At 41.5% G+C, this 26349-nt stretch carries 22 protein-coding genes; 12 read left to right on the forward strand and 10 right to left on the reverse strand.

Going from position 1 to position 26349, the window contains the following annotated elements:
- Positions 1–107 precede the first annotated feature (107 nt).
- The 4 genes from tilS to ACH11B_RS08425 all read left to right on the forward strand — a co-directional run bounded on the left by tilS (position 108) and on the right by ACH11B_RS08425 (position 4974).
- Positions 108–1439 (forward strand): tRNA lysidine(34) synthetase TilS, encoded by a 1332-nt coding sequence (tilS, locus tag ACH11B_RS08410; protein ID WP_130854462.1) that lies wholly within the window; start codon positions 108–110, stop codon positions 1437–1439.
- 2 nt (positions 1440–1441) lie between these two features.
- Positions 1442–1927 (forward strand): hypothetical protein, encoded by a 486-nt coding sequence (locus tag ACH11B_RS08415; RefSeq protein ID WP_242627104.1) that lies wholly within the window; start codon positions 1442–1444, stop codon positions 1925–1927.
- A 140-nt stretch (positions 1928–2067) separates the two neighbouring features.
- Positions 2068–2352: a DUF4834 family protein gene (locus tag ACH11B_RS08420; RefSeq protein WP_013664911.1), complete on the forward strand. Its 285-nt coding sequence runs from the start codon at positions 2068–2070 to the stop codon at positions 2350–2352.
- A gap of 171 nt (positions 2353–2523) precedes the next feature.
- Entirely contained in the window at positions 2524–4974 is a 2451-nt protein-coding gene (locus tag ACH11B_RS08425; RefSeq protein WP_377613243.1) for a YfhO family protein, read from the forward strand.
- A gap of 88 nt (positions 4975–5062) precedes the next feature.
- Here ACH11B_RS08425 and ACH11B_RS08430 read toward each other — a convergent pair whose 3' ends face one another.
- The 4 genes from ACH11B_RS08430 to ACH11B_RS08445 are packed head-to-tail and all read right to left on the reverse strand — an operon-like array spanning position 5063 to position 8486.
- Positions 5063–5836, reverse strand: a complete 774-nt coding sequence (locus ACH11B_RS08430) for a glycosyltransferase family 2 protein (RefSeq protein ID WP_041387199.1) — start codon at positions 5834–5836, stop codon at positions 5063–5065.
- A 2-nt stretch (positions 5837–5838) separates the two neighbouring features.
- Positions 5839–6543, reverse strand: a complete 705-nt coding sequence (locus tag ACH11B_RS08435) for a DUF5672 family protein (protein WP_013664914.1) — start codon at positions 6541–6543, stop codon at positions 5839–5841.
- Positions 6540–7469, reverse strand: coding sequence for a glycosyltransferase (locus ACH11B_RS08440; protein WP_013664915.1), 930 nt, complete (start codon positions 7467–7469; stop codon positions 6540–6542). The genes ACH11B_RS08435 and ACH11B_RS08440 overlap by 4 nt, the downstream gene beginning before the upstream one ends.
- 6 nt (positions 7470–7475) lie before the next feature.
- Positions 7476–8486 (reverse strand): glycosyltransferase, encoded by a 1011-nt coding sequence (locus ACH11B_RS08445; protein ID WP_377613244.1) that lies wholly within the window; start codon positions 8484–8486, stop codon positions 7476–7478.
- Positions 8487–8534: 48 nt separating this feature from the next.
- Between ACH11B_RS08445 and ACH11B_RS08450 the strand changes: the two genes are divergently transcribed.
- Complete coding sequence (locus ACH11B_RS08450; protein WP_377613245.1) at positions 8535–10013, forward strand: lipopolysaccharide biosynthesis protein; 1479 nt, start codon at positions 8535–8537, stop codon at positions 10011–10013.
- On the opposite strand, the gene ACH11B_RS08455 is transcribed toward ACH11B_RS08450, so the two are convergent.
- Both ACH11B_RS08455 and typA read right to left on the reverse strand, forming a co-directional pair.
- The gene (locus ACH11B_RS08455) at positions 10000–10704 is read right to left on the reverse strand and encodes a class I SAM-dependent methyltransferase (RefSeq protein ID WP_013664918.1); all 705 of its coding nucleotides are present in this window, start codon (positions 10702–10704) and stop codon (positions 10000–10002) included. The genes ACH11B_RS08450 and ACH11B_RS08455 overlap by 14 nt on opposite strands.
- 109 nt (positions 10705–10813) lie before the next feature.
- On the reverse strand, positions 10814–12619 hold the full coding sequence (gene typA / locus ACH11B_RS08460) for a translational GTPase TypA (protein WP_130854456.1): 1806 nt from the start codon (positions 12617–12619) through the stop codon (positions 10814–10816).
- A gap of 235 nt (positions 12620–12854) precedes the next feature.
- Between typA and ACH11B_RS08465 the strand changes: the two genes are divergently transcribed.
- Positions 12855–13016 (forward strand): FeoB-associated Cys-rich membrane protein, encoded by a 162-nt coding sequence (locus ACH11B_RS08465; protein ID WP_083812281.1) that lies wholly within the window; start codon positions 12855–12857, stop codon positions 13014–13016.
- A gap of 24 nt (positions 13017–13040) precedes the next feature.
- Here ACH11B_RS08465 and ispF read toward each other — a convergent pair whose 3' ends face one another.
- Positions 13041–13520, reverse strand: coding sequence for a 2-C-methyl-D-erythritol 2,4-cyclodiphosphate synthase (gene ispF, locus ACH11B_RS08470; RefSeq protein ID WP_013664920.1), 480 nt, complete (start codon positions 13518–13520; stop codon positions 13041–13043).
- Positions 13521–13811: 291 nt separating this feature from the next.
- Here ispF and ACH11B_RS08475 point away from each other — a divergent pair, with 291 nt between their 5' ends.
- Positions 13812–15383, forward strand: coding sequence for an SUMF1/EgtB/PvdO family nonheme iron enzyme (locus ACH11B_RS08475; RefSeq protein ID WP_013664922.1), 1572 nt, complete (start codon positions 13812–13814; stop codon positions 15381–15383).
- Positions 15384–15678: 295 nt separating this feature from the next.
- Here the strand turns inward: ACH11B_RS08475 and ACH11B_RS08480 are convergent, their stop codons facing one another.
- Together ACH11B_RS08480 and ACH11B_RS08485 are read right to left on the reverse strand one after the other, a co-directional pair.
- Positions 15679–17196, reverse strand: coding sequence for a DUF4270 family protein (locus ACH11B_RS08480; protein ID WP_130854455.1), 1518 nt, complete (start codon positions 17194–17196; stop codon positions 15679–15681).
- A gap of 112 nt (positions 17197–17308) precedes the next feature.
- Complete coding sequence (locus tag ACH11B_RS08485; RefSeq protein WP_013664924.1) at positions 17309–18133, reverse strand: glycogen/starch synthase; 825 nt, start codon at positions 18131–18133, stop codon at positions 17309–17311.
- Positions 18134–18374: 241 nt separating this feature from the next.
- Between ACH11B_RS08485 and panC the strand changes: the two genes are divergently transcribed.
- From panC to ACH11B_RS08510, 5 genes are all read left to right on the forward strand, one after another.
- The gene (gene panC, locus ACH11B_RS08490) at positions 18375–19226 is read left to right on the forward strand and encodes a pantoate--beta-alanine ligase (RefSeq protein WP_130854454.1); all 852 of its coding nucleotides are present in this window, start codon (positions 18375–18377) and stop codon (positions 19224–19226) included.
- 182 nt (positions 19227–19408) lie between these two features.
- Positions 19409–19759, forward strand: coding sequence for an aspartate 1-decarboxylase (gene panD, locus ACH11B_RS08495; RefSeq protein WP_013664926.1), 351 nt, complete (start codon positions 19409–19411; stop codon positions 19757–19759).
- Positions 19760–19883: 124 nt separating this feature from the next.
- Positions 19884–20570 (forward strand): response regulator transcription factor, encoded by a 687-nt coding sequence (locus ACH11B_RS08500; protein WP_130854453.1) that lies wholly within the window; start codon positions 19884–19886, stop codon positions 20568–20570.
- Positions 20567–21931, forward strand: coding sequence for a HAMP domain-containing sensor histidine kinase (locus ACH11B_RS08505; protein WP_130854452.1), 1365 nt, complete (start codon positions 20567–20569; stop codon positions 21929–21931). Before ACH11B_RS08500 ends, ACH11B_RS08505 begins: the two co-directional genes overlap by 4 nt.
- Positions 21932–21984: 53 nt before the next feature.
- Positions 21985–24225, forward strand: coding sequence for a helix-turn-helix domain-containing protein (locus ACH11B_RS08510; protein WP_377613246.1), 2241 nt, complete (start codon positions 21985–21987; stop codon positions 24223–24225).
- Positions 24226–24232: 7 nt separating this feature from the next.
- Here the strand turns inward: ACH11B_RS08510 and ACH11B_RS08515 are convergent, their stop codons facing one another.
- Positions 24233–26341, reverse strand: a complete 2109-nt coding sequence (locus tag ACH11B_RS08515) for a M1 family metallopeptidase (RefSeq protein ID WP_130854450.1) — start codon at positions 26339–26341, stop codon at positions 24233–24235.
- Positions 26342–26349 lie beyond the last annotated feature (8 nt).

Genomic DNA, 26349 nt, shown 5'->3' on the forward strand with positions numbered 1-26349 from the left:
GGCTGCGGAGTCGGAATCGTCTATGGACTGATCGCTATCGGGCGATATCCTAACGAACGTAATGGCACATTGGTTTATCAATAAACATTTTTGTCTACCTTTGGCTTATGGGGCTTTTAGAACGTTTTCTGAGATTTGGCGAAGAGCATGACTTGATCAGTCGAGAACAGCGCACCTTGCTGGCAGTTAGTGGTGGAAGAGATTCAGTTTTAATGGTTCATTTATTTGCTAAAGCTAAGCTGCCCTTTGGTATTGCTCATTGTAATTTTCAATTGCGAGGGCAACATGCTGACGCGGATGAGGAGCTAGTAAGCAATTTAGCAGCAGAAATGGAAGTGCCCTTGTTTGTCAAGCGATTTGATACCATTGCTTATGCGAGGAAGCAAGGTATTTCGATCGAAATGGCGGCCCGGGCACTGCGATATGAATGGTTTGAGCAAATAAGGTTAGACCAGCACTATCGGTATATTGCGTTGGCCCATCATCAGAACGACTCCGTCGAAACGGTATTGCTTAATTTGACCCGTGGTACCGGGATTGCAGGTTTGCACGGTATCCTCCCAAAACGAGGGGTACTGATCAGGCCGCTCCTATTTCTAACGCGCGAGGAAGTGACGCAGACGGTTTTAGAAAGAAATCTGGTTTACCGAGAAGATGAGTCTAATTTTTCTACCGATTATTTAAGGAATAAAATCCGACTGGAAGTTGTTCCACGTTTAAAGGAGATTAACCCCTCGCTGGAAAGAACCTTTCAGGAAAATAGTAGACGATTTGAGGAGATGGAAACCTTGTTAAAGAACTACAGCGAACAATTAAGGAAAAAGTTATTTGTTGAAACAACTTCCAACACCTATCAAATAGAGTTAAAAGCGCTGCAAGAGCTTAAGCCTTTACGCACGCTGCTGTATGAGTTATTCAGACCTTATCAATTTCTTCCGGAAGTCCTTGATGACCTTGTTTCGATATGGCAGAATGATAATCGAACCGGAAAGCAGTTCTTTTCCGATAGTTATAAATTGCTCCTCGATCGTGAAAATTTAATACTGCAAAAAAAAGAACCCGTTGATTTACCGCATCAATTTTTACAGCCTAATCAGGCGGTGATATGTCAAGGATTTCACTTAACGGTAAAATTGGTAGAAAAACCCGTGAAGATGAATGAATTTGGAAAAGTGGCTGTTGACGCCGATAAATTGCTTTTTCCGCTTTTGGTACGGTCTTGGCAAGAGGGAGATTGGTTTAAACCTTTAGGAATGAAGGGAAAGAAGAAGTTGAGCGACTTTTTTATATCGTTAAAAATATCGCGTTTCCATAAAAAGGAAATCCCCTTGCTTGTAAATGGCAATGGTGACATCGTTTGGGTAGTGCCCCATCGTATGGATGACCGATATAAAATTACAGACAAAACAAAAAAAGTTGCTATCTTAGAATGCATATAAAAATGGAAGAAGACAAACCTTTATTTGTTGAGAATCAATATCTTGGTCGTGACCGTGGTTGGGTCAGCGTACGATTGGTCATGGCGCTTTTTTGCTTTGCAGCTTATTATGTGAGTACGGAGCGCGAGCGAAGCGAGCAACTATTCCTCTTAGTTGGATGCATTATACTGATTGTATCAATCATTATGATGTATATGTTGCATTATCGCATTACGGTGAAGAATAAGAGCGTCATTCTACAAGGGCTGTGGACGGCCAGACTAGTAAAAATAGACCTCAATAGTATTGTTAAAGTTGAAAATGGACTCTATAGTTCATACCTTATTAATAGTCCCGTCTATAATCTTCATCAAAAAGGTAAGATCCGTTTTTACGCCGGTGGGAAAGCTGCGGTGTGGTTAACAGACAGGGACGGCTTAGTCTACGTTGTAGGAACCCAACATCCTAACGATCTGACCCGGGCTATTTTAAAGGCAAAAGAATCGTAAATTTATTGTCAATAACCAGATTTAAAAACTGATCGATATACTATTTACTTAATATTTGCGTAAGTTTGTTAATAAGGCGTGATGCTTATGTTAAGCACGCTTTATAGACGCTAGACGATTATAATTTAATGTAGATATTAATGGGTTTATTAAAAATATTATTAGTTGCTATTTTAATTTTATGGGTGCTCCGTATGCTGGTAACGGTTCTATTTCCATACCTCATGGCAATGTTCGTTGGTAAAATGCAACAGGAGGCCCAAAAGCAATACGAAAGACAAGCGGGATCTTATAGAAGTGAGAATGTTCCGAATACCGACGGCAAAGTGCGCATTGATTATGTTCCTCCCAGGACAACGAAAAGCAAGCCTTCCACAACTAATGGTAGGGTAGGTGAGTTTGTTGATTTTGAAGAAATCAAATAAAGTATCTATTCGCCCGTTTCGGCTATGTTTCGTGAAACGGAACTTATCTGATTTCTTCAGTACAAAGCCATAGACGACAAATTAAGAAAAAATGATATTTCAGGCCATTAAAAGTTCGAAATATCATTTTTTTGTAATAGGTTTGAACCTTAGCTCAAAGAATACAAAAGAATGAAGAATTGGTTCAACCGAAATGCTACTCATTTTGCCATCATAGGCATCTTTATCGTTATCTGTCTTATTTATTTTGCCCCTGCCTGGCAAGGAAAAGTGCTTCTCCAAAGCGATGTCACGCAAGCACAAGCGATGCAGAAAGAGATTATGGACTTTAGGGAAAAGGATGGTAAGGGCCCACTTTGGACGAATTCAATGTTTGGCGGCATGCCTTCTTACCAGATATGGGTATCTTATCCAAAAAATATTGGAACGCATATCATGGCGGGGCTAAAAGGAGCGCTTCCTTATCCGATGGATGTAGTGCTATTGTATTTACTGGGCGCCTATCTTTTGTTAAATGTGCTCAAGGTCAGACCTTGGCTAGCTGCCGTTGGAGCTATTGCATTTGCTTTTACTTCATACAATTTTATCTATATAGAAGCGGGGCATGCCAATAAAGCCTATGCTATTGCACTATTTGCTCCCGTCGTAGCAGGTATTCTGCTGTGCTTGCGGGGTAAAAATCTTTTGGGTGCCGCTATTTTGGCTTTATCACTTGCCTTGGAGATACGCTTTAACCATATTCAGGTAACCTATTATCTTTTCATCGCTTTGCTGATCTTAGTCGGCATCGAATTGTATCACGCGGTAAAGGAAAAAAAGACTGCAACCTTCCTAAAATCCATCGGTTTTATGGCGGTGGCGAGTTTGTTAGCCTTAGCAATCAATGCCGGCTTGTTGTGGACAACCTATGAATATTCGAAGGAATCGATTCGTGGTAAATCCAATATCACTTCCGAAACAAAAGGCTCGGCACAACAGGGAGTAAGTAAAGAATATGCCTATCAGTGGAGCCAGGGAGTGGGTGAAAGTATTACTTTTTTAATTCCGGGTGCCTATGGAGGAGGCTCTCAAAGTAAATTTGATGAGAATTCTAATACCGTGAAATTGCTAAGCAGCCAAGGTTTTGGCGCTGATCAGACTGCCGGTCTTGTGTATTGGGGAGATAAACCCATGACTTCCGGACCTTGGTACTTTGGTGCTGCGGTTCTATTTTTGTTTGTTTTAGGATTATTTGTGGTGCAAAGCCGGATTAAGTGGTGGATTTTATCGGCTACGCTACTCAGTATTGTGCTTTCATGGGGCCGACATTTTACCCTTGTATCCGATTTATTTTTCGATTACTTCCCTTTGTACAATAAATTTAGAGCGGTTGAATCTACTTTAGTAGTAGCCTCATTCCTCATCCCAATATTAGCAATTATCGCAGTGGACGAGATTATTAAAAATGGGAAAGTGATTGAAAAGCTGGACAAAAAAATAATCTATTCCTTGGCAATTGTGGGCGGAATATCGTTGATCATATGGGTTCTGCCGGATTTATTTTTTAGCTTTCAGGCACCGAATCATCAACAACTTATTCAATCCATTTCGCAGCAAACGCAAAACAATAGTTTCGCCCAATCGCTGGGAAATGCTTTAGTACAGGACCGTGCAGGCTTGGCACGAAGCGATGCCTTCCGATCCCTGTTATTTGTCTTATTGACCGCGGGAGTCGTTTGGTTATTGGCAAAAAATAAGTTGAATGCAAAAGCGGCTACTATTGCTGTAGGCGTTCTTATTTTAGTCGATCTATGGGGTGTGGATAACCGGTATCTCAATAAGGATAGCTTTGTAGAAAAGGAACGTTTAGAGCAATCTTTCTTTAAACCGCGCGAGGTGGATAACTTAATCCTCATGGATAAAGATAAAGAATACCGGGTACTGGATTTAACTGTTGAACCCTTCAACAATGCATCGCCTTCTTATTTTTATAAAAACGTAGGAGGGTACCATGCGGCCAAGCTGATGCGTTATCAGGAGCTATTAGAACGGCAGTTTTCCAAATCCATCAATGAAGATGTGTTGGATATGCTAAACACACGCTATGTTATTACCAATAACCGGGAAGGAACATCTCAAAGTATCCAGCGACGGGATAAAGCCGCAGGAAATGCTTGGTTTGTTGATCGTGTCACTTTCGTTAAAAGCAACGAGGAAGAGATGAACGCCATTGATAGTTTTGATCCTAAGAAAGAAGCCTTTATTCATCAAGAGTTTAAGGGAAAAATTGACGAGAAGCGATTAGGACGTCCTACCAATGCGAGCATTGCGTTGACGGATTATCGTCCGGATCATTTGGTTTACGAATATACCGCTCCGAATGATGTAATGGCTGTATTCTCTGAAATTTGGTACGATAAAGGATGGAAAGCTTTTGTTGATGGACAAGAGATTCCTATCCTGCGGGCAGACTATGTTTTACGTGCAGCTCAACTTCCGGGCGGTAACCATAAAGTGGAGTTCAAGTTCGAACCGCAATCCTATTATATGGGAGAGAATATATCGTTGATAGCGTCTATTATCTTAGTGTTGGGACTGGCATTCGCTATCTGGAAAGATAAGAAGCAAGGAGTAGCGAGTTAGTTGTTAGCAGTTTGGTGTTAGTGTCTAATGAGTAAGACCTTTTATTTCATATGCCTAACACCTTAAACCTTACCCCTTTCCATTGCCTCTAGTCATTCGTTTTTCCAAATCGGATATAGTACAACAATAAGTTCCACGCAATTACCAAATGATGCCATATATTAGGGAATAAGCCATAGTACTTGGTGAAAATCCTGAATCGCTCCATTAAGCTTTGCCGGTGCCGTTTTTTGGAAAGACCGCCAACCAAGTATTTCGCAACATATTGGTGGGTATTGACAATGCTTTTAGCTTTCTTGGCCGCCTTTAAGATCCAATCAATATCGGCACTTAGCTGATACTGCTCATCATATGGCTCTACAATTGATCTTTTCATGTAAATGGCCTGATGACTAATGGACATGCCATACTTAAAACTTTTCCAGGTAAAGTGCTCCGGCACTTTATGCCTTCGTCTACCTAAACTTTTTCCTGCATGATCAATCATTTCCGTTTCACCGTAGTAAATGTCTGCAAAAGCCTTTGAGGAAAAAATATTGCTCACTGTGTTCGGTGCATAGATTTCATCACCTGAATTCATGAATAGGAGGTAGTCGCCTGTAGCTAAGCGAATTCCTTTGTTCATCGCATCATAGATGCCCTTGTCACGCTCGCTAACAATTTTTGCAATGCCAGATTTATATTTTTCAATAACAGCAAGGGTTCCATCTGTTGAGCCACCATCAACTACAATATATTCGATATTTGGATAATCTTGTCCCAATACAGATAGGAGTGTTCTTTCGATATCCTTTACATTATTATACACAACGGTAATTACCGTTAATAGTGGAAAAAACTCTGGTGAATTTGAAAAAGACATTCCTAATATTTTTTGATGAATTGCTGCCAAAAATCCGGTTGATATTTGTTCCAGGCATGGCAGCCAAAGGGTAAATGGTGACCGGTTAGCTCGTACGATTGACGCGGTTTTCTTTCGAAGGCAAAAGAAAGTGCTTCCCGAGCCTTGGGCTTTTTAAAAGGAACAAATAGCGTCCAAATCATGTCCTCATTCTTGGGAAGCAATCTAAACATCCAGGTAGCCCAAAAACTCCATTTAATGTGGCTTTTTATCTTTCGTAGCGAAAGTCCGCCGTTTCCAACCTTGTTAACCAAGCGTTTCGAGAGGTTAATAATCGGTTTTTTTCCGGAAGTAATGGGAGGAGGTTCCAACCAAGGAGCACCGACATAATCGTACCCTTTTTCTGCCCAAGCTGATAATTCGTCACGAAATACCCAGGCATCTAACTGATAAATTAGAATATAGTCATAAGCTTGGAATGCTTCATAAAAATACTTACCCGTGAGTAGCTTACTATAACCGGTAACACTTTTGAAAAAGGAATCATCAAATCGCTGAATAGTCACGGGTTTATCGGCTAAGTTTTCATAATAGGTTGTATTGAGCGAATGAGGGGCCGCTAATATAATCGGATAGGATCCAAGCACTTCCACGCATTGCCAAAAGGCATACTTTTCATCCGGATCGGCCAGCTCTTTATATATGGGAATAACAACCGCAATCTTCATTTAACAAACCTGTTTTTGAGCTTAAACCATTGGTTAGTAACAAACTTTCGACCTCTTTTTATCCAGCTTCCTTTTCTATTCTTATAAAAATGCTTGACCATTGCTAATGCCGTAGGGTCTTCCTGCACCATTGTCGGAAAAGATGAAACAGGCTTTCTGGATGGATGCACCTGATAAGTGTCTTCTATAATAGAATGAACGCCACTGCCATCATGACCGATATTTTCTATCAACGATTTAGCCGGATACAAAACCAATCCATTTTTCAGGAAAACGGATGCGTGCCACCGAATAGCCCAAGAATCGTTTTTCCCTTTTTTAAAGTCCAATAGCTGTTTCCAATAATTTTTCATTGTACCGTCCACTGTGAAACGGTAAATCTTTTCCAAATCAAACTGCGAATATAATTGATCGATATCCGGTTCAAACTGCTCCCAGGCGCGCTTCCAGGTTGCCCAGCCCCAGCTGTTAATAGAACGTAGAAAAAAGGTTTCAGATAAGGCGTCCTTATCGCGTAGAGGAAACATATAGGCAGCAATTTGCATAACCCGGTGTTCTTTCTCATACCGTTGTAGCGCTTCATTGAAATAGCCAAGTGTATGCGGAGAGCTTAACAGGTCGTCTTCAAAGACAATAACTTTACCGTATTCATTTACAAGTTGTGTAACGCCGGCTATAATGGACTTGGCCAGCCCCATATTTTGATGACGTACTATTAATTTGATTGATTTAAAACCGCTGGATTGATTAATCAGCGCGCGAACCTGATTTACCTTTTCCTCATCTTCAATATGCTTCGCGGCATCTGAAAAGACGAATAAACGACTATCTTCTGCCAATAAATTTTCCTGGAGATATTTGAGGGTCCGTCGCGTGTGCTCAGGCCGATTATACACGAATAAAGCAATGGGTGCTGGATTTTGCATGCGATATCAATTGGTAGGTTTTTCCTTTTTTCCGAGTCGCCCGGCTAAACCGTCAGCAACTGCTATTCTGAATTCTTTATAAGCTTTATGTTTCCCGGTGATTATGCTAATCAGATAATGCCCGGTCATATATAGCCACTTGTTAAGGGCGAAGATAAATCTATTTTTTATAGCATGCCGCGAATAAAAATAAAGCCGATTTCGTACCTGGTAAAAGGTACGGAAATTCCAGAGATCGAGTATCGCCGAACGCCAAAAACGGTGTTTATAAGTAATTCCCTGAGAAATGTCTACATCGTTGATCCGACTGTCCGGAATGAGCCAGATCTCTCCACCCATCTCCGTAATCCGATTGGTATATTCGGAATCATCCACATAAACAAATAGCCGTTCGTCGGGATAGCCAATAAACTCCACGAGTCGGCGGTGTAAAAAGAGGCCGCCATATGGAACGTAGGGAAGCTTACTTGGTCGTAGAGGTGATGAATTGTAGCGATTTTGCCCCGCGAGCTTCCGGTATTGATTGCTAAAGATTCGAAAAAAATGAAAACCCATGAAATTATCGGGTACCAGATAATATTGATAAGGATCAGCTCCTTGTGCAATTAAAACGTGATTTTTACGATCGGTGCGCAGGCTGAACAGAGCTTTCCTGTCTTCAGTCAGTCGAATCGATGGCCAGGCGTTTATTAACTTTTCCAAGGCACCCTTTTCCGGTAAATTATCATCATCTAATAGCCAAACAAAGTCGGCATTGGAATGTGAAACAAAATAACCTAAGCCTGCTTTATAGCCGCCCGCAGAGCCGAGATTCTCCGTCTCCTGAAGGAGGGTAATGATAGAGCTGTTTAATTGATCAAGCTCCTTTTTAAGATCGTAGTCTGAACCGTTATCCACCACGATAATATCCACAACATGTTCAAATGACAAGACGCGCTCTAATATTTGTTTTAAAAAAGCCCATCGGTTTCCATAGGTTACGGTTAACACACAAACATTATATGCTATCTTTGTCATCTTATTTTATGCAAGTTTACAATAGATAAACAGAAATCGCAATTCAAAATGGGGATTATTAAACAACAAACCTTGAAGGGCACCTTCTTTTCTTATATAGGTGTTTTTATAGGTTTTGTGACCAATACGTTTATTTTAACGAAAGTACTAGATACGGATCAAGTAGGCTTAATTAATATCCTGACGTCCTTTTCGCTGATATTTGCCCAGTTTGCTATTCTCGGTTTCAATGCCACGGCACGCTATTTTCCCTATTTCCGGAATGAGAAGAACAAGCATAATGGCTATTTGTTTTTAGCCTGTGCCATTTCGTTGATCGGCTTTATTCTATTTGTCATTGGAGCCTATGCTTTTAAGGAAGTCATAATAAGTCAAAAATCCCAAGATAATAACTTGTTTCGCGATTATTATTGGTACCTCCTTCCGCTCACCTTTGCAAACCTATACTTTAACATCTTTGATTTGTACTCAAGGTTGTTATATGACGCCGCAGCGGGGCGCCTCATTCGTGAATTCACCCTAAAGCTGCTCATTTTGGTATGCGTCGTTTTATTAATATTCCGTATCCTCGATTTCCGGTCGTTCATGTGGTTATGGTTATCAGCTAACCTGATGCCCATGTTGTTGATGATGATCCGATTGGTACGAAAGGGTAACTTTTCACTTAAGCCGAATTTCAACTTTTTAAATAAAGATGTTCAGCGAAATCTCTTCAACTTATGCCTATTCGGCATATTAACCGGCGCTTCGCCACTTCTCGTTGATAACATTGATCGGTATATGGTGAATAGTTACTTTGGCTTGGCCGACACGGGTATATACAGCATCGCAGCCTCTTTCGGAATTATTATCGCTTTGCCAACACGAAGTTTGTATAGCATCGCATATACCGTAATAGCCGAGTCCTGGATTAGAAAGGACATGGCCAATATCCATACCGTGTACAGGAAAAGCTGTATCAATCAATCTATTGTGGCGCTATTTCTCTTTATCCTCGTGTGGGCGAATATACATAATGCGCTGAAGGTGCTTCCACCTGATTATGCCGATGGTGTCTACATCGTTTTCTTTATTGGCCTGGCCAATTTATTCGATGCGTTAACAGGAGTCAATGCTGTTATATTAGCTACCTCTCGGTACTATCGATACGACTCCTTTTTTTACCTGGCTTTAGTAGGTGTGACAATTGGCAGTAACTTGTTTTTCATACCTAAGTTTGGGATCACCGGTGCGGCAATGGCTACTGCACTTACGATGTTCATTTTCAATCTTTCGAGATACCTATTTATTTTATTTAAGTTTAAACTCCAGCCGTTTACAGTGCATAATTTGTTAGTGATCGTACTTGGCGTGCTCATTTACTGGCTCAGTACCCTGATTCCTGTTCAGCAGAATCTTTATCTGGATACCTTTATCCGTGGGGGCTTCATCACCCTGTTATATGCCGGGTCGGTCTATTTCCTTCGCTTGTCAAGCGATATTAATGACATGGTTGCTGACCTTCTTGCTAAGCTTAAACGCTCTTAATAAACTCCCGAATAAATTTGGGATGTTTTAAATTTAAAAGCTGCTTCCGGTTTTTTTCAAAAAAGGCATAATCTCCCTGTTTTACCTCATCAATGGTAAAAGGGACGTCCGTGTTTCGGCTTCCTTTTGCCACTACACCAAGCCCATAATCCATGTCTAAGGTAAATACGGTAAGATCCGGACGTGTAACGATCAAATCAGCCACCGTTTTCCAAACATCGCCGTTCCACTGTCCCTGCCAGCCAGGTAAGTCCCAGTTCCGGACTTTTTCCCGGACTTCATTAAAATGATCTTTAATGGTGTAGGCGGCAGCCTCATTTAATGGGTTACAGTCGTGCATAACAATAATCCCACCTTCGTTAAGATAGTTCAAGCAGTTCTCCACGTCGCGTTTTGACTGCTCGTAAGTATGCAGTCCATCTACCAATGCTACGTCAATACCATCCTTTAAAACCTTCTTTGCATGGTGCTCAAAAAAGTAATCACTGGTATATTCGTACGTTTCGAACTTCGTTATACCTACTAAGCGTTTTATCTTGAGCGGAAAGCTGAATAAGAACTCGGGGTCAACACCTATCTTCCGTGGGCATTGTATCTTAGAGATAATGGTACCTGTTTGTACACCAATCTCCAGATAAGTTTTGGCGTTTCTTTGTTTAATAATTAAGTTAAGCACATCGAGCCTATTCATATTCACGTTGTTTAATGCAATAATAATAAAATTTACAAAGCGATACGGGTTATTCCATAAAAAAACAGGGTGGCTCGAAAGTCACCCTGTTTTTTTAAAAGTATAAAGATTACTGGAATTTCTTCGCGTTTATCTTACGCTCGTTCTCAGTCAGATAAATCTTTCTTAGACGAATATTCTGAGGCGTCACTTCAATGTATTCATCTGCTTGGATATATTCCATCGCTTCTTCCAACGAAAATTTGATCGCCGGAGCAATACGGACGTTATCGTCACTGCCCGATGCGCGCATGTTGGTTAACTGTTTCCCCTTTACAATATTGACAACTAGATCATTGTCCCGGCTGTGCTCACCTACAATCTGACCTTCATAAATGTCTACGCCGGGATCCACAAAGAAGTGACCTCTATCCTGTAATTTATCGATCGAGTAAGCAGTTGTTTGTCCTTTTTCCATCGAAACAAGTACGCCTGCCAAACGACCCGGGATCGGGCCTTTCCAAGGTTGGTAGTCTTTTATGCGATGCGCCATAACCGCTTCACCGGCAGTAGCGGTTAATACATTGTTTCTTAAGCCGATAATACCTCTTGAGGGAATTTCAAACTCTAGATGTTGCATATCACCTTTTGTTTCCATCACAAGTAACTCACCTTTACGCTGCGTTACCAATTCGATCACTTTACCTGATACCTCAGCCGGTACATCTACTACTAAGGTCTCAATAGGTTCGCATTTTACACCGTCAATCTCTTTTAAGATAACTTGTGGCTGGCCCACCTGTAATTCGTAGCCCTCGCGGCGCATGGTTTCGATCAAGACAGATAAATGAAGAATACCTCTTCCATAAACTAAGAATGCATCTGCCGAGTCGGTAGGAAGCACCTTTAATGCGAGATTTTTCTCCATTTCTTTTTGTAAGCGGTCATGCAAGTGACGGGATGTTACAAATTTGCCCTCTTTGCCGAAGAACGGTGAGTTGTTAATTGTGAACAACATGTTCATCGTAGGCTCATCGATGTGTATAACCTCCAACTGCTCCGGATTTTCAAAATCGGCAATGGTATCACCAATTTCGAAACCCTCAATTCCTACTACAGCACAAATATCGCCCGAAGGGACTTCCTGTACTTTCACCTTTCCAAGGCCTTCAAAAGTATACAGCTCTTTGACACGGGATTTCATCACTTTGCCATCACGCTTTACCAAAGACACCGGTTGATTTTCTTTTATAGTACCTCTAGCTACACGACCAACAGCAATACGTCCTACAAAGGATGAATAGTCCAATGACGTGATTTGCATCTGTAAAGTACCCTCGTTGTACGGGGCAGGAGGTATATGTTCAAGAATTGCATCCAATAGATCCGTGAAATCTTCTGTCGGTTGCTTCCAGTCTTTAGACATCCATCCCATTTTAGAGGATCCGTAAAGTACAGGGAAATCCAATTGTTCTTCTGTGGCATCCAAGTTAAAGAAAAGTTCAAAGACCTGCTCGTACACCTCTTCAGGACGACAGTTTTCTTTGTCTACTTTGTTAACGACAACAATAGGCTTTAGACCTAAGCCAAGGGCTTTTTGCGTTACAAAACGAGTTTGAGGCATCGGCCCTTCAAAGGCGTCTACTAGGAGAATAACCCCGTCAGCCATTTTTAACACGCGCTCTACTTCTCCTCCAAAGTCTGCGTGGCCCGGGGTATCAATAATATTTATTTTGACGTCCTTATAACGCACCGAAACGTTTTTGGAAACGATGGTAATACCTCGCTCACGTTCCAGGTCGTTATTGTCCAGAATAAGCTCGCCTGTTTGTTCGTTGTCACGAAACAGTTTAGTGTAATGTAAAATTTTGTCAACCAGAGTCGTTTTTCCATGGTCAACGTGTGCAATAATCGCAATGTTTCTAATTTGTTGCATCCAAGTATGTATATCTCAAATTTGGGGATAAATTGCTTTATGCAATTCATCAATTTCTCATCTGCGCTTTGAGTATCAAAGAACTAAAGGGAAAATTTTGCGCAAAGGTAATTATTCCATTTGAAAAATTAAGCGCTTGGATTGCTTTTATTTTTGACGGTTTTTTCGTCTTTGCCTACTTCGTATAGCAAGCTAGTTGCTTGATTGTGAAAGGTATTTTGGTTATATTTGTATTATGGATATACAGTCGATAGTTGTTTTATTATTGTTTGCCGCGGCCGCTTTTTACCTCGGTCGCATGTTGTATAACAATCTAAAACCAAAAAAGGGAGGCACCTGCGGTTCCAACTGTAAATGCGGTATGGATTTTTCCAACATGCCGGAACAAACAAAATAGTGCCTCTTAAATAGATGTCAGGATTTATAGTTTTTGGATCAAACATACGGCATAGGCCACTACCCCTTCTTTGCGTCCGATAAATCCCATTGTTTCATTGGTTGTGGCCTTGATGGAAATATCCTCTACATCTAAGCCGCTAGCGTTGGATATATGTGCCTTCATAGCTGGAATGTAAGGCTTTATCTTCGGTGCCTCAAGACACAACATGGCATCTATATTACTAAGTTCCCATCCTTTGTTTTTTAATAATTTAATACACTCTTCCAATAGAATTAAACTACTGATGCCCTTCCATTTAGCATCTGTGTTCGGAAAATGATAACCAATATCCTCCAAATTCGCTGCACCCAATATGGCGTCACAAATCGCATGTACCAACACGTCTGCATCCGAATGTCCGAAAGCGCCTGCATGATGATCGATCTTTTCTCCTCCCAGAATAAAGGGATGATTTTCTTTTAATTGATGGACGTCGAAGCCGAAGCCTACTTTTATTTTCATGTTTGTGTTTTTGTTTTATAAGGCAGACTTGTCTGTTCATTTTGTTCATTATTTTGAAAAGAGTTCGCCTTGCCTAACTTATGGCGTGATAGATCTTCTTATAGCATGTCAAAAAAAAGCGGTTTAATTTGCTTTATGATACCTTTTTTGCCAAACTTATCAAAAACCGGCTATAAAAAAAATTATTTGATGGAAGAGATGAAAGGCTATATCATGTATTCAGCATTTGTTGGTCGGTTGCCGTTTTGTTTTAATGTGCTAATTTTGAATGGTGGTGTATTCGCATAAACTATGAAGAAAAATTTTACGCTGATTGTGCTTGCGCTTTGTGGTATTGGGCTCATGTATTCGAGCTGTAGCAAAAAGAGCGGAATGGGTGACCGATCATCAAAAACGGGAATGAAATACAACGACCCGCATAATGGTGGTTTTCAGGTCAATCGAAAAGTGAAGCCCGGTCCCGGTCCCGGACTCGTTATTATTGAGGGCGGCACCTTCGTGATGGGCGGAAGCCTAGATCAGGATCTGGGCTATGAGAACGATAATAAGCGTAGAAGAGTAACCGTTGCTTCCTTTTATATGGATGAAACGGAAGTGGCTAATGTCGATTGGCTTGAGTATCTTTATTGGCTAAATCAAAACTTTCCTAACGACCGACAGTTATATTATAACGCGCTGCCTGATACGCTGGTTTGGCGTAATCCTCTATCTTATAACGAACCCTATGTGGATAATTACCTCCGACACCCGGCTTATCAAGACTATCCTGTTGTCGGCGTTACTTGGGAGCAGGCTAACGATTACTGTGTATGGCGGACCGATCGTGTAAACGAAGAAATTCTGCGCTCGAAAGGAATCTTATTGGATTACAAAAGTAAGGCCGAAAGTGCGGGAGAGAGCACGGCGCAGCCTTTTAATACCGACATTTATTTGAATGGACAATACAAAGGTGAAGGTATAGATGGTAAAAACATGCCGAAAGACCTACGCCCGGGCGCAGAAAAAGATGCCCGGAGGCCGGTACGGTTGGAGGATGGTTTTCTTAAACAACCCTATCGATTGCCAACCGAGGCAGAATGGGAATATGCTGCCTTGGGGCTGATTGGCAATACCATCTACGGAAATGTAGAAGGTTATCGGATCTACCCTTGGGATGGTTTAGGTGTTCGTTCAGGTAAGAAAAAAACGCAGGGCCTTATAATGGCTAACTTTAAGTTAGGTGCGGGTGACAATATGGGAACGGCCGGATACTTAAACGATGCAGGTGATATTACAAAACCGGTGACAGCTTATCAGCCGAACGATTTCGGTTTATATAATATGGCCGGTAATGTGAATGAATGGGTGGGTGATGTGTATCGTAAGCTGACCTATGAAGATTTCGAAGATTTTAACCCCTTCAGGGGCAATGTCTACGTGGACAAAAAATTAGAAGATCCGGAGAAAGGCATTTATGCAAAGGACAAATATGGCCGACCAATTAAGGAGATGGCCAAGGCACCGAGGAAACAGACATGGGAAGAATTGCAGAATCAAACCGCAGCGCAAGATAGCGGTGTAAGTGCATACAATGCAGACATGAGAGGGTATAACGATGAAGTCAGCGACTCCTTATATGGTAAGACAACCTTGGTGAACAACAAATCGCGTGTTTATAAGGGCGGTTCATGGAATGATCGTGCATATTGGTTAAATCCGGCAACGAGAAGATTTATGCAACAAGATGAGTCCTCTGCAACGGTAGGCTTCCGCTGTGCCATGACGCTCGTCGGTAATCCGGAAATTCATACCAATGGCATGCCTCGTTTCAAATCAGCTAAAGTGAAAAGCGGTTTGCGAAAATCTTCAAAGGCGACGCCATAGGCAAGGGAACTTCACCTTCTAGAAAAGAAAGACATAGCTCTATTGTTTATATTTAAAATGCGGGAACGATCTGTAAAGATGTTCCCGTTTTTTGGGTCTTATGGAGAGTTACCACTGTGCACCATGGCACACTTATTATCATTACCCCATGTTTGCGGTTATGATGTAGGCGGACTAGGTGTATTTTTTGGCGAAGAGCATATTAAAAAACTTAGCTCGCAGCTGATCCCTTTGTTACAAAACGTAAAAAAAGCGACTCAAAAGGTCGCTTTTCCTATCATTTTATATGAAATTTTTACTCGAGTTCGGTATAATAAATATTTAATTTGGTCCGGAGTTCATTTTTAGCTTGTGCATCTTCCGGGTTAAAGCCTTTTAGAACAACACTGCTAGGTGCGGTAATATCTGGCCAAAAAGGAATAGTGTTGGTCATGATCTCCGATACAGGCGCAATATAAACATCCGAATTCTGCACTTTGCCTAAAATGACGTCTTGGATATAAGAGGTTAAAGTAAACACATAACGTTTCGCTTTATCGTCGTAAAAACCACCTAAAGCAAATGGTCCCGCAGCTTGAAACTGTGAGCGCAGATCACGTACAGGCCTTGAATCACCATCTGGAATGGGCTGATTATTGCCTGAAACGTCTTTTCGGTATAGCGTCAATCGAGGTGCCGGTGTGCTTACGGTATTGCTATTGTCGTCATCCACATAAACGACCAATTCTGCCCGGTTAACGGCAATTTTCTTTCCTTTTAACTGGTCAATGTATGGAAAAGATACTTTTGTCCTCAAGCCACCCATAGCTTGTGCATAAACAGTAGTCTGATTAACAGCGGTATTGGCCAGTTGGCTTTGGATAACCGGAGAGAAACTCCTGTTTATACTGGCTGACATATACATAAAAGGAGCGCCGGTGCTGCTGCTGGATGTAGGAACCGGGATTGGAAAGACTTTGGTTAAAGTGTCCGTATCACCCTCTGCATCCGTAACACGATAGGTGACTTCCATGAAGTTCGGCGAATCTGAACTTTGCGGGTTGGTCGGACTTAAAGTCGCAAGTCCACCTATACCTTGCTGTGCATTCTTGTCGATTGTCAAGTAAAGACCTTTTGCATGATTCAAAAATCCGGTCTCCGAGTTTACAGTGGCTGAATCCAGTGTATGCGATAAAAGGCTGCCGATAAAGCTGTTATTTAGCCGTACACGCAGTTCAGGATAGCGTTTTACCGTACTATCTTGGCCGTTACTTCCTCTCACAATTACATTGATACTGTCTTTGAGGTTGAACCGGCGCAGTTGGGTGCTTGCTATATCGTCGCTCTTTACACTCCAATTTTTCGTACTATAATAGATCGTGTTGGGACTATACACCTCATCCAACTGTCTTACTTTAAGCAGGTAGGTGGATGACTGTGAATCACCGACAAAAGAGTTTCCATATCGAACAACCAGCACAGCCGAATCGATCTGAGCGTTTTGGGGGAGACGTATATCGCCACTTTCAGGCCGCAAAATGGCAAGGGCGATGTTCGCTTGCGTTTCACCGAAAACCGGATCTTTATAATACCCAAATGGAAGCTGATTGATATTGATGCTCGGGATATTACTGTTGTTATTGGCAACCCTTATGACTGATCGGGCACTATCATCACGGAGTGTAACTGTTTTGAGCGTTAACGTGTCATTTAGGGTGCCATAAAAGGAATCTCCCGGATTGTTATCTAACCCGATTCCCGCCGGATTCTTGCAACTACTTAAAATAAAGAGACTTATTAACAGCGTCAATAAGTCTCGAGTATAATACTTCATTATAAAATAATATGTTCTATAAAGCTGTGTAAAACCATTATAACGCTTGCCTGATACAGATAAAGTTACAAGGGCTTATTTCTTCCGCCTTGCTGCAGTTCAGCCTTCCTCGCTAAGCCACAGTTTCCAATTCTTCATTGGAAAATTGCTCGTAAAGGTTGGAATAATTTTCGAATTCTGCATCATTTCTGCAGTCAGTTATCGGAATTTCGCTCTTTTTAACAATATTTAACAGTTTTTCATCGATGTTTTCTTCGGATAAAACAACCGCATCGGTATAGTGAAGTGCGCCATTGTACAAACCATAATAGTCTGATGAATCATAGCTTGATAAATCTTCTGCATGCATGTTTCCCGTAAGTGCTTTATCTGCAAAACGCTCGTGCAAAGCATGCTCAAATTTATCTGCATACAGCGAATAGATGATTTTTGTGTCTTTAAAGGTTGGATCATCTTTATAGGCCGTTTTCACATAGGCAGGAATCAAAGCCGTCATCCAGCCATGACAATGCACTACATCGGGAGACCATCCCAATTTTTTAACAGTCTCCAATGCCCCTTTACAAAAAAAGATGGCACGCTCGTCGTTATCCTTAAAGAACTTACCCTCTTTGTCGGTAAATACATGTTTACGTTGGAAATACTCTTCGTTATCCAAAAAGTAAACCTGCATACGGGCAGCTGGGATGGATGCAACTTTGATAATAAGGGGGTTGTCGTTATTGTCCACTACAATATTCATCCCCGAAAGCCTGATCACTTCATGTAAACGGTTCCTGCGCTCATTAATATTGCCAAAGCGAGGCATTAAAATCCGTATTTCAAACCCTTTTTCCTGCATGGCCTGGGGTAACTCTCTTGTTATCTCAGAAATTTTGCTTAGTTCGAGGAAAGGCGACATCTCGTGGGTAATGTACAATATCTTCGTTTTTGCCATCTCCAATAAATTATATTTTAGAATTTTTGAAATGTGAGACTATCAAACACAATGAATCATACCGGTATGAGCCAGCTAAACCTATTTTTGATAGTTTATTAGTCATTAAAATAATTGCTCTAATGAAAATCGGTCTGCAAATATACGCATTATCTTATGATATATCAACGATTTATAAAAAAACCTTTGTAGTTAGGTTTAAAATGTTCAACTTTACCTCCTTGTTTTAATAACAAAAAAATTGGAAATCTTTACTACAAAAATTGCGCTGAAAGCCCATCTATCAGCGTTCAGTTCAAAGGATAAAACAATAGGTTTCGTGCCTACCATGGGGGCTTTACACGAAGGTCATTTAACTTTGATTGAGCATTCCAAGCGCGCAACCGATATTACCGTTTGTAGTATATTTGTTAATCCAACACAGTTTAATGATCCGGCTGATTTGGAAAAGTATCCGAGACCTATCGAAAAGGATGTGGCACTCCTTCAATCGGTGAACTGTGATGTCCTGTTTTTACCTACGGTGGAAGAGATGTATCCACCGAATGACGAACCTTGGTTCTTCGATCTGGGTCGACTCGACAAAATCTGGGAGGGAGCAAAAAGACCCGGACATTATCAAGGCGTTACACAGGTGGTGTACAAACTCTTTGATATTGTTAAGCCCTCGATCGCCTTTTTTGGACAGAAAGATTTTCAGCAGTGTATGGTGATTCAGTATATGGTGGATAAGCTTCATCTACCGCTGCGCCTGCAAATGGTGGATACCGTAAGGGATGCGGATGGATTGGCGAAAAGCTCCCGCAATGTACGACTCTCATCCAATGGTAGAAAACAAGCACTTTCTTTATCAAAAGCATTGTTCATGATAAAACAAGCGTTTGAAAAGGGCACAGGCCCCTTACAGGCAAAGGAGGAAGCACTAAGTTTCCTGGATAAAGTGGAAGGTGTTGAATTGGAATACTTCGCAATCTGTAATCCGAGTGACTTATCGGAAATTGATAGAAAACAACAGGACCTAAGGCCGCTTGTGGTTATATTGGCCGCTTGGGTGGATGGTGTCCGTTTAATTGATAATATAGTGTTGAAATAAGGCTTTTATAAGCTCTTAGGTGTTAGCTGTTAGCTTTGGCGTTCTAACTCCTGAAGCCTAATGCCTAAAACCTTATACCTCCCACCTCCCACCCTACACCTCTAATGGTAATCTATAGATCATATTTCCGAATAGCAGCGCATCTGTGATAGATTAAATAACAAAATGCGTATCTTTGTGCCATGATTATCGAGGTGTTGAAATCGAAAATTCATCGCGTAAAGGTTACTCAGGCAGAACTCAACTATGTGGGTAGCATTACGATTGATGAAGATTTAATAGAGGCGGCTAATATTATTCCGAACGAGAAGGTGCAGATCGTAAATAATAACAACGGTGCACGCTTTGAAACCTATGTTATAAAAGGCGAACGTGGTTCCGGTATTGTATGTTTGAATGGAGCTGCCGCGCGCTTAGTTCAAGTAGGCGACATTGTGATTATCATTTCTTATTGCCAACTCCCTATGGAGGAAGCCAAAAAGCACGAACCGATTTTGGTTTTTCCGGACCATAATAATAAACTAGTGAAATAGTTTTCATCGTCCCACTAACTTTTTCGCTGTTCAATGATGCAATCGCTAAGCCTTTATTATTAGAATAATCTAATTTGATTTAAGTTCACAATGTGATTACTTTGCATTATACAAAAGGAAGCATATGGTAAAAATATTGCTGATAGAAGATGACAGGCGCTTGGCTAGTTTTATTCGAAAGGGATTGGAGGAACAGCTTTTCTCCGTAAAATGTGTTTCGAGCGGCTACGAAGCCCTGGCAGTGACGCAAGATATTTACTTTGATCTGATTATACTGGATATCATGCTTCCCGACGTATCCGGATTCCAGATATGCACTGCTATTCGCGAACGAAAAATTACAAGTCCTTTAATTATTTTGAGCGCTTTGGATAATCCGGAGGAAAAGGTAAAAGGACTCCAGGCAGGAGCGGATGATTACCTCGGAAAGCCTTTTCATTTCGAAGAGCTACTTGCACGCATTAACGCGCAATTACGACGAAAATCTTTTGAAAAAGGTATTCTGGATGTACAAAAATACGCAGATCTTGAAGTCAATATTGCGGAACAGGGAGCAAAACGTGCCGGGAAGAATATTCTGCTTTCACCTCGTGAATATAAGCTTTTACTATTCCTGCTAAACAATCGAGAACGAGTGGTTTCCCGCACGCAGATTGCAGAAGCGGTATGGGATATCCATTTTAATACGCATACCAATGTGGTAGATGTATATATTAATTATCTGCGAAATAAAATTGATAAGGGCTTTGCCGCGCCCCTCATCCATACTGTGAAGGGGAGGGGGTACATGCTTAAACAAAAAGAAGAATGACGCTGAGGTTAAAACTCGCTTGGAACTCAACGCTTATTGTTACGCTTATTTTAGGAATCACGTTTACGGGGACCTATCTACTATTCAGGCAACATGTTAAGCATTCATTTTTTCAACAATTACAATCGAGGGCCTTCACAGCGGCTTTTTTTCATTTGGAGAAGGATGAACTAAATGCGCAAAAATATGAGCTGATTGAGCAGCGATATCGTGAAATTCACCGAGAATCTATTCGATTCTTCGATAAAAGCAACCGCATGGTCTTCGAGTACGATACCCTTCAATATCAACTATCAGATGAAGTACTCGGTCATGTACGACAAAAGAAAGTTTTATATTTCACTGATAATGAACGTCAATTTGCAGGTATCTTTTATCGCGACAATGAGGGGGATTATGTTGTTGTTGCTTCCGACACGGATAAGGAGGGGTTGGCTCAGCTCGATAAATTAAAACGCTATCTCTTGATATCCTTATTATTGGGTGTTTGCCTAAGCTTCCTGTTTACGCACTTACTGGCGAAGCAAACATTCCGCCCTTTTTCTCAGCTAATTCAGGACGTAAATTCTATTACGGCGAAGAATTTACACGCCCGGTTGGCTGTAGGCACAAAAGAGAAAGACGAGCTTACCGCACTAACCGAAGCGTTTAATCGCTTTCTGGAACGATTGGAAAAGGGGGTAGACAGCCAACGCAGCTTTCTAAAACACGCTTCGCATGAATTGAAAACACCTTTGGCAGCGATTATTAGCAACCTGGAGATCACCTTATCGCGTCCCCGGACACCGGACGAGTACCGGACACAGATGGGTTCAATACATGTCGATGCCCTTCATATTAAATCTATTTTGGAAGGTTTACTACTTCTATCGGGCTTGGAAGCTTCTTCCGATGTGCCATTTGCCCCCCTTCGTGTGGATGAATTATTATGGGATCTACTGGAAAAAACAAGTATTACCCATCCCGAGGCATTTATACACATCGACTTGGATCAAGTGGAACAAAAGCCCCACCTATTGGAAGTGTCGGGTAATCGCGACTTGCTAATGATCGCAATCGGCAACTTGGTCGACAATGCACTTAAGTTTTCAGACAATCAACCTGTTTTCGTACAATTAAGCGAGCATGAACAGCATCTACAGCTGATAATCAAAGACAGGGGAACAGGAATAGATCCGAGCGAATTAGCGCAGATCTTTAACTTGTTTTATCGCAGTCCGAAGAATCAGGCCATACCGGGACACGGTATCGGGCTGCATTTGAGTAAGCAGATATTCGACTTACATCGCATCCAAATTACCGTTCGCTCAGCACTGGGTAGCTATACGGAGTTTGCTTTATTATTCCCATCTTTTAGGTAAGTTGGTAAAATTTCCTTATTTTAAGAGCCGCATTCATCAACATTTACCCAATCATGTCGAATTTCGATGCCCATAATACCACCTTCGCGCAAGCGGTTTCCTTTATCAACCACACCAATCGTCCGGTGTTTCTAACCGGCAAAGCGGGGACGGGAAAAACCACCTTCCTTCGGTATATAAAAGAACATACGTATAAGAAGCTTGCCGTGGTAGCTCCTACGGGTGTAGCGGCTATTAATGCGGGCGGAACCACACTCCATTCGCTTTTTTTCTTGCCTTTCGGTATGTATTTGGCTGATTATACACTTGATTGGAACGATCCGAGCGATTTGATCTACAACAAACAACGCCTTTTCGGAAAAGTAAAACTCACTAAACAACGACGAGCCATTTTACAGGAACTCGATCTATTAATCATTGATGAAGTATCTATGTTGCGGGCTGACACACTTGACGCTATTGATACAATCTTGAGATGGGCCAGACGCAATGCAAGTCCTTTCGGTGGCGTTCAGATGTTATTCATTGGTGATCTGTACCAATTGCCTCCTGTGGTTAAGAGTCATGAGCAAAACTTGCTATATCAGCATTACAGAAGTCCTTTCTTTTTTGATGCCCATGTTATGCAGGAAGCTCCACCGGTTTTGTTGGAACTGAATAAGATTTATCGACAAAAAGATGCACGTTTTATTTCTCTGCTCAATAATATTCGAAACAACTGCTGTTCAGGAGAGGAGCTGGATAGGTTGAATGCGCATTATAAGCCCGACTTTAGTCCTTCGCCGAGCGAAACCTTCATTACTTTGAGTTCGCATAACCATATTGCGGAGCAAATCAATCAACGTAAATTAGAGTCCTTACCGGGGCACGCTGTTTGCTTCGAAGCTGCCATCAAAGGTGATTTTTCAGAGAACTCTTTTCCTACCGAGGGTAGATTGTACCTTAAAGAAGGTGCCCAAATTATGTTTATAAAAAATGACAAAGGAGAAGACCGACGTTACTTTAACGGAAAAATTGGCGTAGTCGACAAAATTGATGCTCGACATGGAGAAATAAAAGTTCGTTTTCCCGGAGAGAAGGAACTATTCACGGTCGAACAAGAGGAATGGAAAAACCTTCGTTATAATTACGATAAGCAAAGCGATAAAATCAGCGAAGAAACACTGGGAACCTTCAAGCAATATCCTATTCGTTTAGCTTGGGCCGTCACTATTCATAAAAGTCAGGGCCTAACCTTTGATAAGGCGGTTATTGATGCCGGATGCAGCTTTGCCGCCGGGCAGGTGTACGTTGCGCTAAGTCGGTTAACGGGATTGGAAGGATTGGTCCTCCGATCAAAGATTTCGCCGGCAAGTATCCATACGGATCCACATGTCGTGGCCTTTTCCAGTCGTGTTTTATCGGAGGATGAGATTGCAGAAGTGCTACTGCAAGAGCAGAAATCCTATCTTTTGAATAATCTTAGCAAAGCTTTTTCCTGGGGTACTTTGGCGCTTGAAACTAATACCTTCAAAAACGATGTACTAACCAAGAACATTCCCGATAAGAGCCTTGCATATAAGAAAATCGACGCCATATGCTATACTTGCAATCAGCAATTTGAAGTTGCAGAGAAGTTTAATGCCTGGTTAAATAAGGAATTCCGGCATTTAGATGATTTAAACATTGAACTCATTCATGAACGTACTCAAAAGGCCGCTGCTTGGTTCCTCAAAAGTTTAGAGGAGGAGCTTATCACCCCCCTTCAACAACATATGGATGCATGGGCTGCTAAAAAGAAGAATAAAAAATATCAGAAAGAGTTGGCAGACTTATTGTTGACCTACCGGCGGAAACAAGAACAAATCAGGCAAAGCACGTTTATTACGCAAGCCATTCGTGAAGGAAGAAATATACAAGATTTGATCTATGAGGTGGCCAAGCACCAACAACAACATCTTCAGGTAAAAAATGAACAACAACCCAAAAAGAACAAGTCGGTCGTTGGTGAAACGAAACAGATTAGTCTCAAACTCTTTAAAAACGGACATACAATTGATGAGATAGCTACGCTGAGAGGACTTACAACCGGTACCGTTATAGCGCATTTAACAAATTTCATCGGCACCGATTTGCAGGCGAGTGATCTCATGTCTACCCGTAAACTTGAAATTATCATACCCTTGTTGAAGCAATATCCTCAAAAAACAATTACCGAAATTCGCGAGCTGCTTGATCGGCAAGTAGAATTTCATGAAATACGCATTGCACAGGCAGCCTTGCGGCAAGCGACAAAAACAGGCACGCTCGCCTAGCTCTCGATTATTTCATATGAAGTGCTTGCTGTACACTTGGTGCATCATCTTGAGATGCTATCTTAAATATCTCTTTATTATCATAGTTTTGAAAGAGGGTGCGTAACAGCATCACAGCACTGGCTCTAACATAAGAACGTTCGTCGGCTGTTGCCATTTTTTTTACGGTAGGGTAAATCTGCTTTAACTCGTCCTTTGTGAATTTTTCAATCGCGCCAAGCGCCATCAAGCGTATCATCCAGGCACTATCGGTTAAAGCCGCAACAACGATCTCCTTCGCTTTAGCACTATCCAATACATCATTCAGGTTTTCCAATACTTCAAAGCGATCCATAAACAAGGGGGCGTGTTTGTATTGATAAGCCCATTCGTCAAGCGATTTACTTTGCTCTTTCTTCCCAAGGATACACTTTTTTGCATCAAAATTAATTAATTGTGGACTTTTAGTGGCCGGCAAGTGAAAAGTTTGCTCCTGTTTAGTTAGTGTAACCGTTTGACGATCAACATGACCATCTACATAGATGTCAATCGCAATAGGTAGTTTATAGAGCGGCATACTAGCTAAGTCCTGCTTTTGAGCAATTTGTACAATCACCTGTTTTGTGCTGTCTTGATAGTGCGTTTTTATTTCCAAAAGCGGATGACCGGCGGCCAAAAACCACTGATCAAAAAACCAATTAAGATCTTGTCCTGTGACTTGCTCAAAAGCTTGGCGTAAATCATGGACCTCAACAGACTGATAGGCATGTTTTTTTAAATAAAGTTGAAGTGACGCAAAAAAGGCGTCATCGCCAACGGTTTCCCTTAACATATGAAGAATACGCCCTCCTTTTTGGTAAGACACTTCATCAAACATCTGTTCCCGATCCGCATAGTTAAATCGAATAAGGTCGAGCTCTTTGTTTTTGTCCTTCGCAAAATAAGCTAGCTCGTCATTCAATGCATGCATATCCGCCTCTTCTCTTCCATACTTGTGTTCCAGCCATAAGTATTCGCCATAGGTGGCAAACGACTCGTTGAGTGGTAAATTGGCCCAGGATTCAGCGGTTACTAAATCGCCGAACCAGTGATGGAATAACTCGTGAGCAACAATATCTTCATACGTTTCATCCTTATATTCAGCCGGCGTCATATTCATTCGATCAAAGAATACCGAAGCCGATGTATTCTCCATGGCCCCACTTACAAAGTTCCGCACGACAATCTGAGCATATTTATCCCAGGGATAATCCACGCCCAATTTTTTCGAATAGAATTCGAGCATTTCAGGTGTTTTTCCAAAAATCATGGAGGCATATGGCGCGTATTTCGGTTCCATGTAATAGCTCACCTCCTTTCCGCGCCATTGATCTTTGACAATTTTAAAGTTTCCTGCCGCAATCATGACCAAGTACGGCGCGTGTGGCAGCTCCTGCTTCCAAATATCGGTTCTCGTACCATCGTTATTTCTTTTCGATTGCTTTAATAAGCCATTTGATAGGGTAATCATCGAATCAGGAACCGTTAGCGCAATTTGTTGCGTCATTTTCAGCATGGTGTTGTTAATCGTCGGGAACCAATTAGAATTGCATTCGGTTTCGCCCTGAGACCATAGTTGTCTTGGAATGCCTGCTAGTTCATCGGGCTGGATGAAGTATAACCCTCGATCATCGGGCGAAGCAATATCTTTTCCTACTTCCAACTGATTGGGATTGGCGGTATATTCAATAAATATTTTAAAGAGCTCATCACGGTTATATTTTCTATCCAAGGCAATGGCAAGCTTCTTTCCGTCATAGGTGAAAGGTAACTTTTTCCTCGCCGCATCTTGCAGCAGCATGACCGCTTTTACTTCGAAGCCGTTGGCATCCAGTATGACCGAATCTTGTGGGTAAAAATAACTTTGTAGCGTAAGTGTTGCCTTTCCGAATACGCGCGCCCGTTCCCAGTCGAAACGAAGGTCTAAGTCGGTATGCTTTATACTTATTTTAAGCGGATAAGAAGCGTGGTAAACATCCGCGTTCGGTGCGTTGGCGTATATATTAACCGGAGGAATATCGACATGTTTCGTTGTTGCGCAAGACCAACAACTCAAGAGCAAACAGGTAATAGAAATGAAGAGGGAGTTTCTTGACATTATATACG

Origin of the sequence: Olivibacter sp. EAT-5, from assembly GCF_044784325.1 — a bacterium.
Taxonomy (GTDB): domain Bacteria; phylum Bacteroidota; class Bacteroidia; order Sphingobacteriales; family Sphingobacteriaceae; genus Olivibacter; species Olivibacter oleidegradans.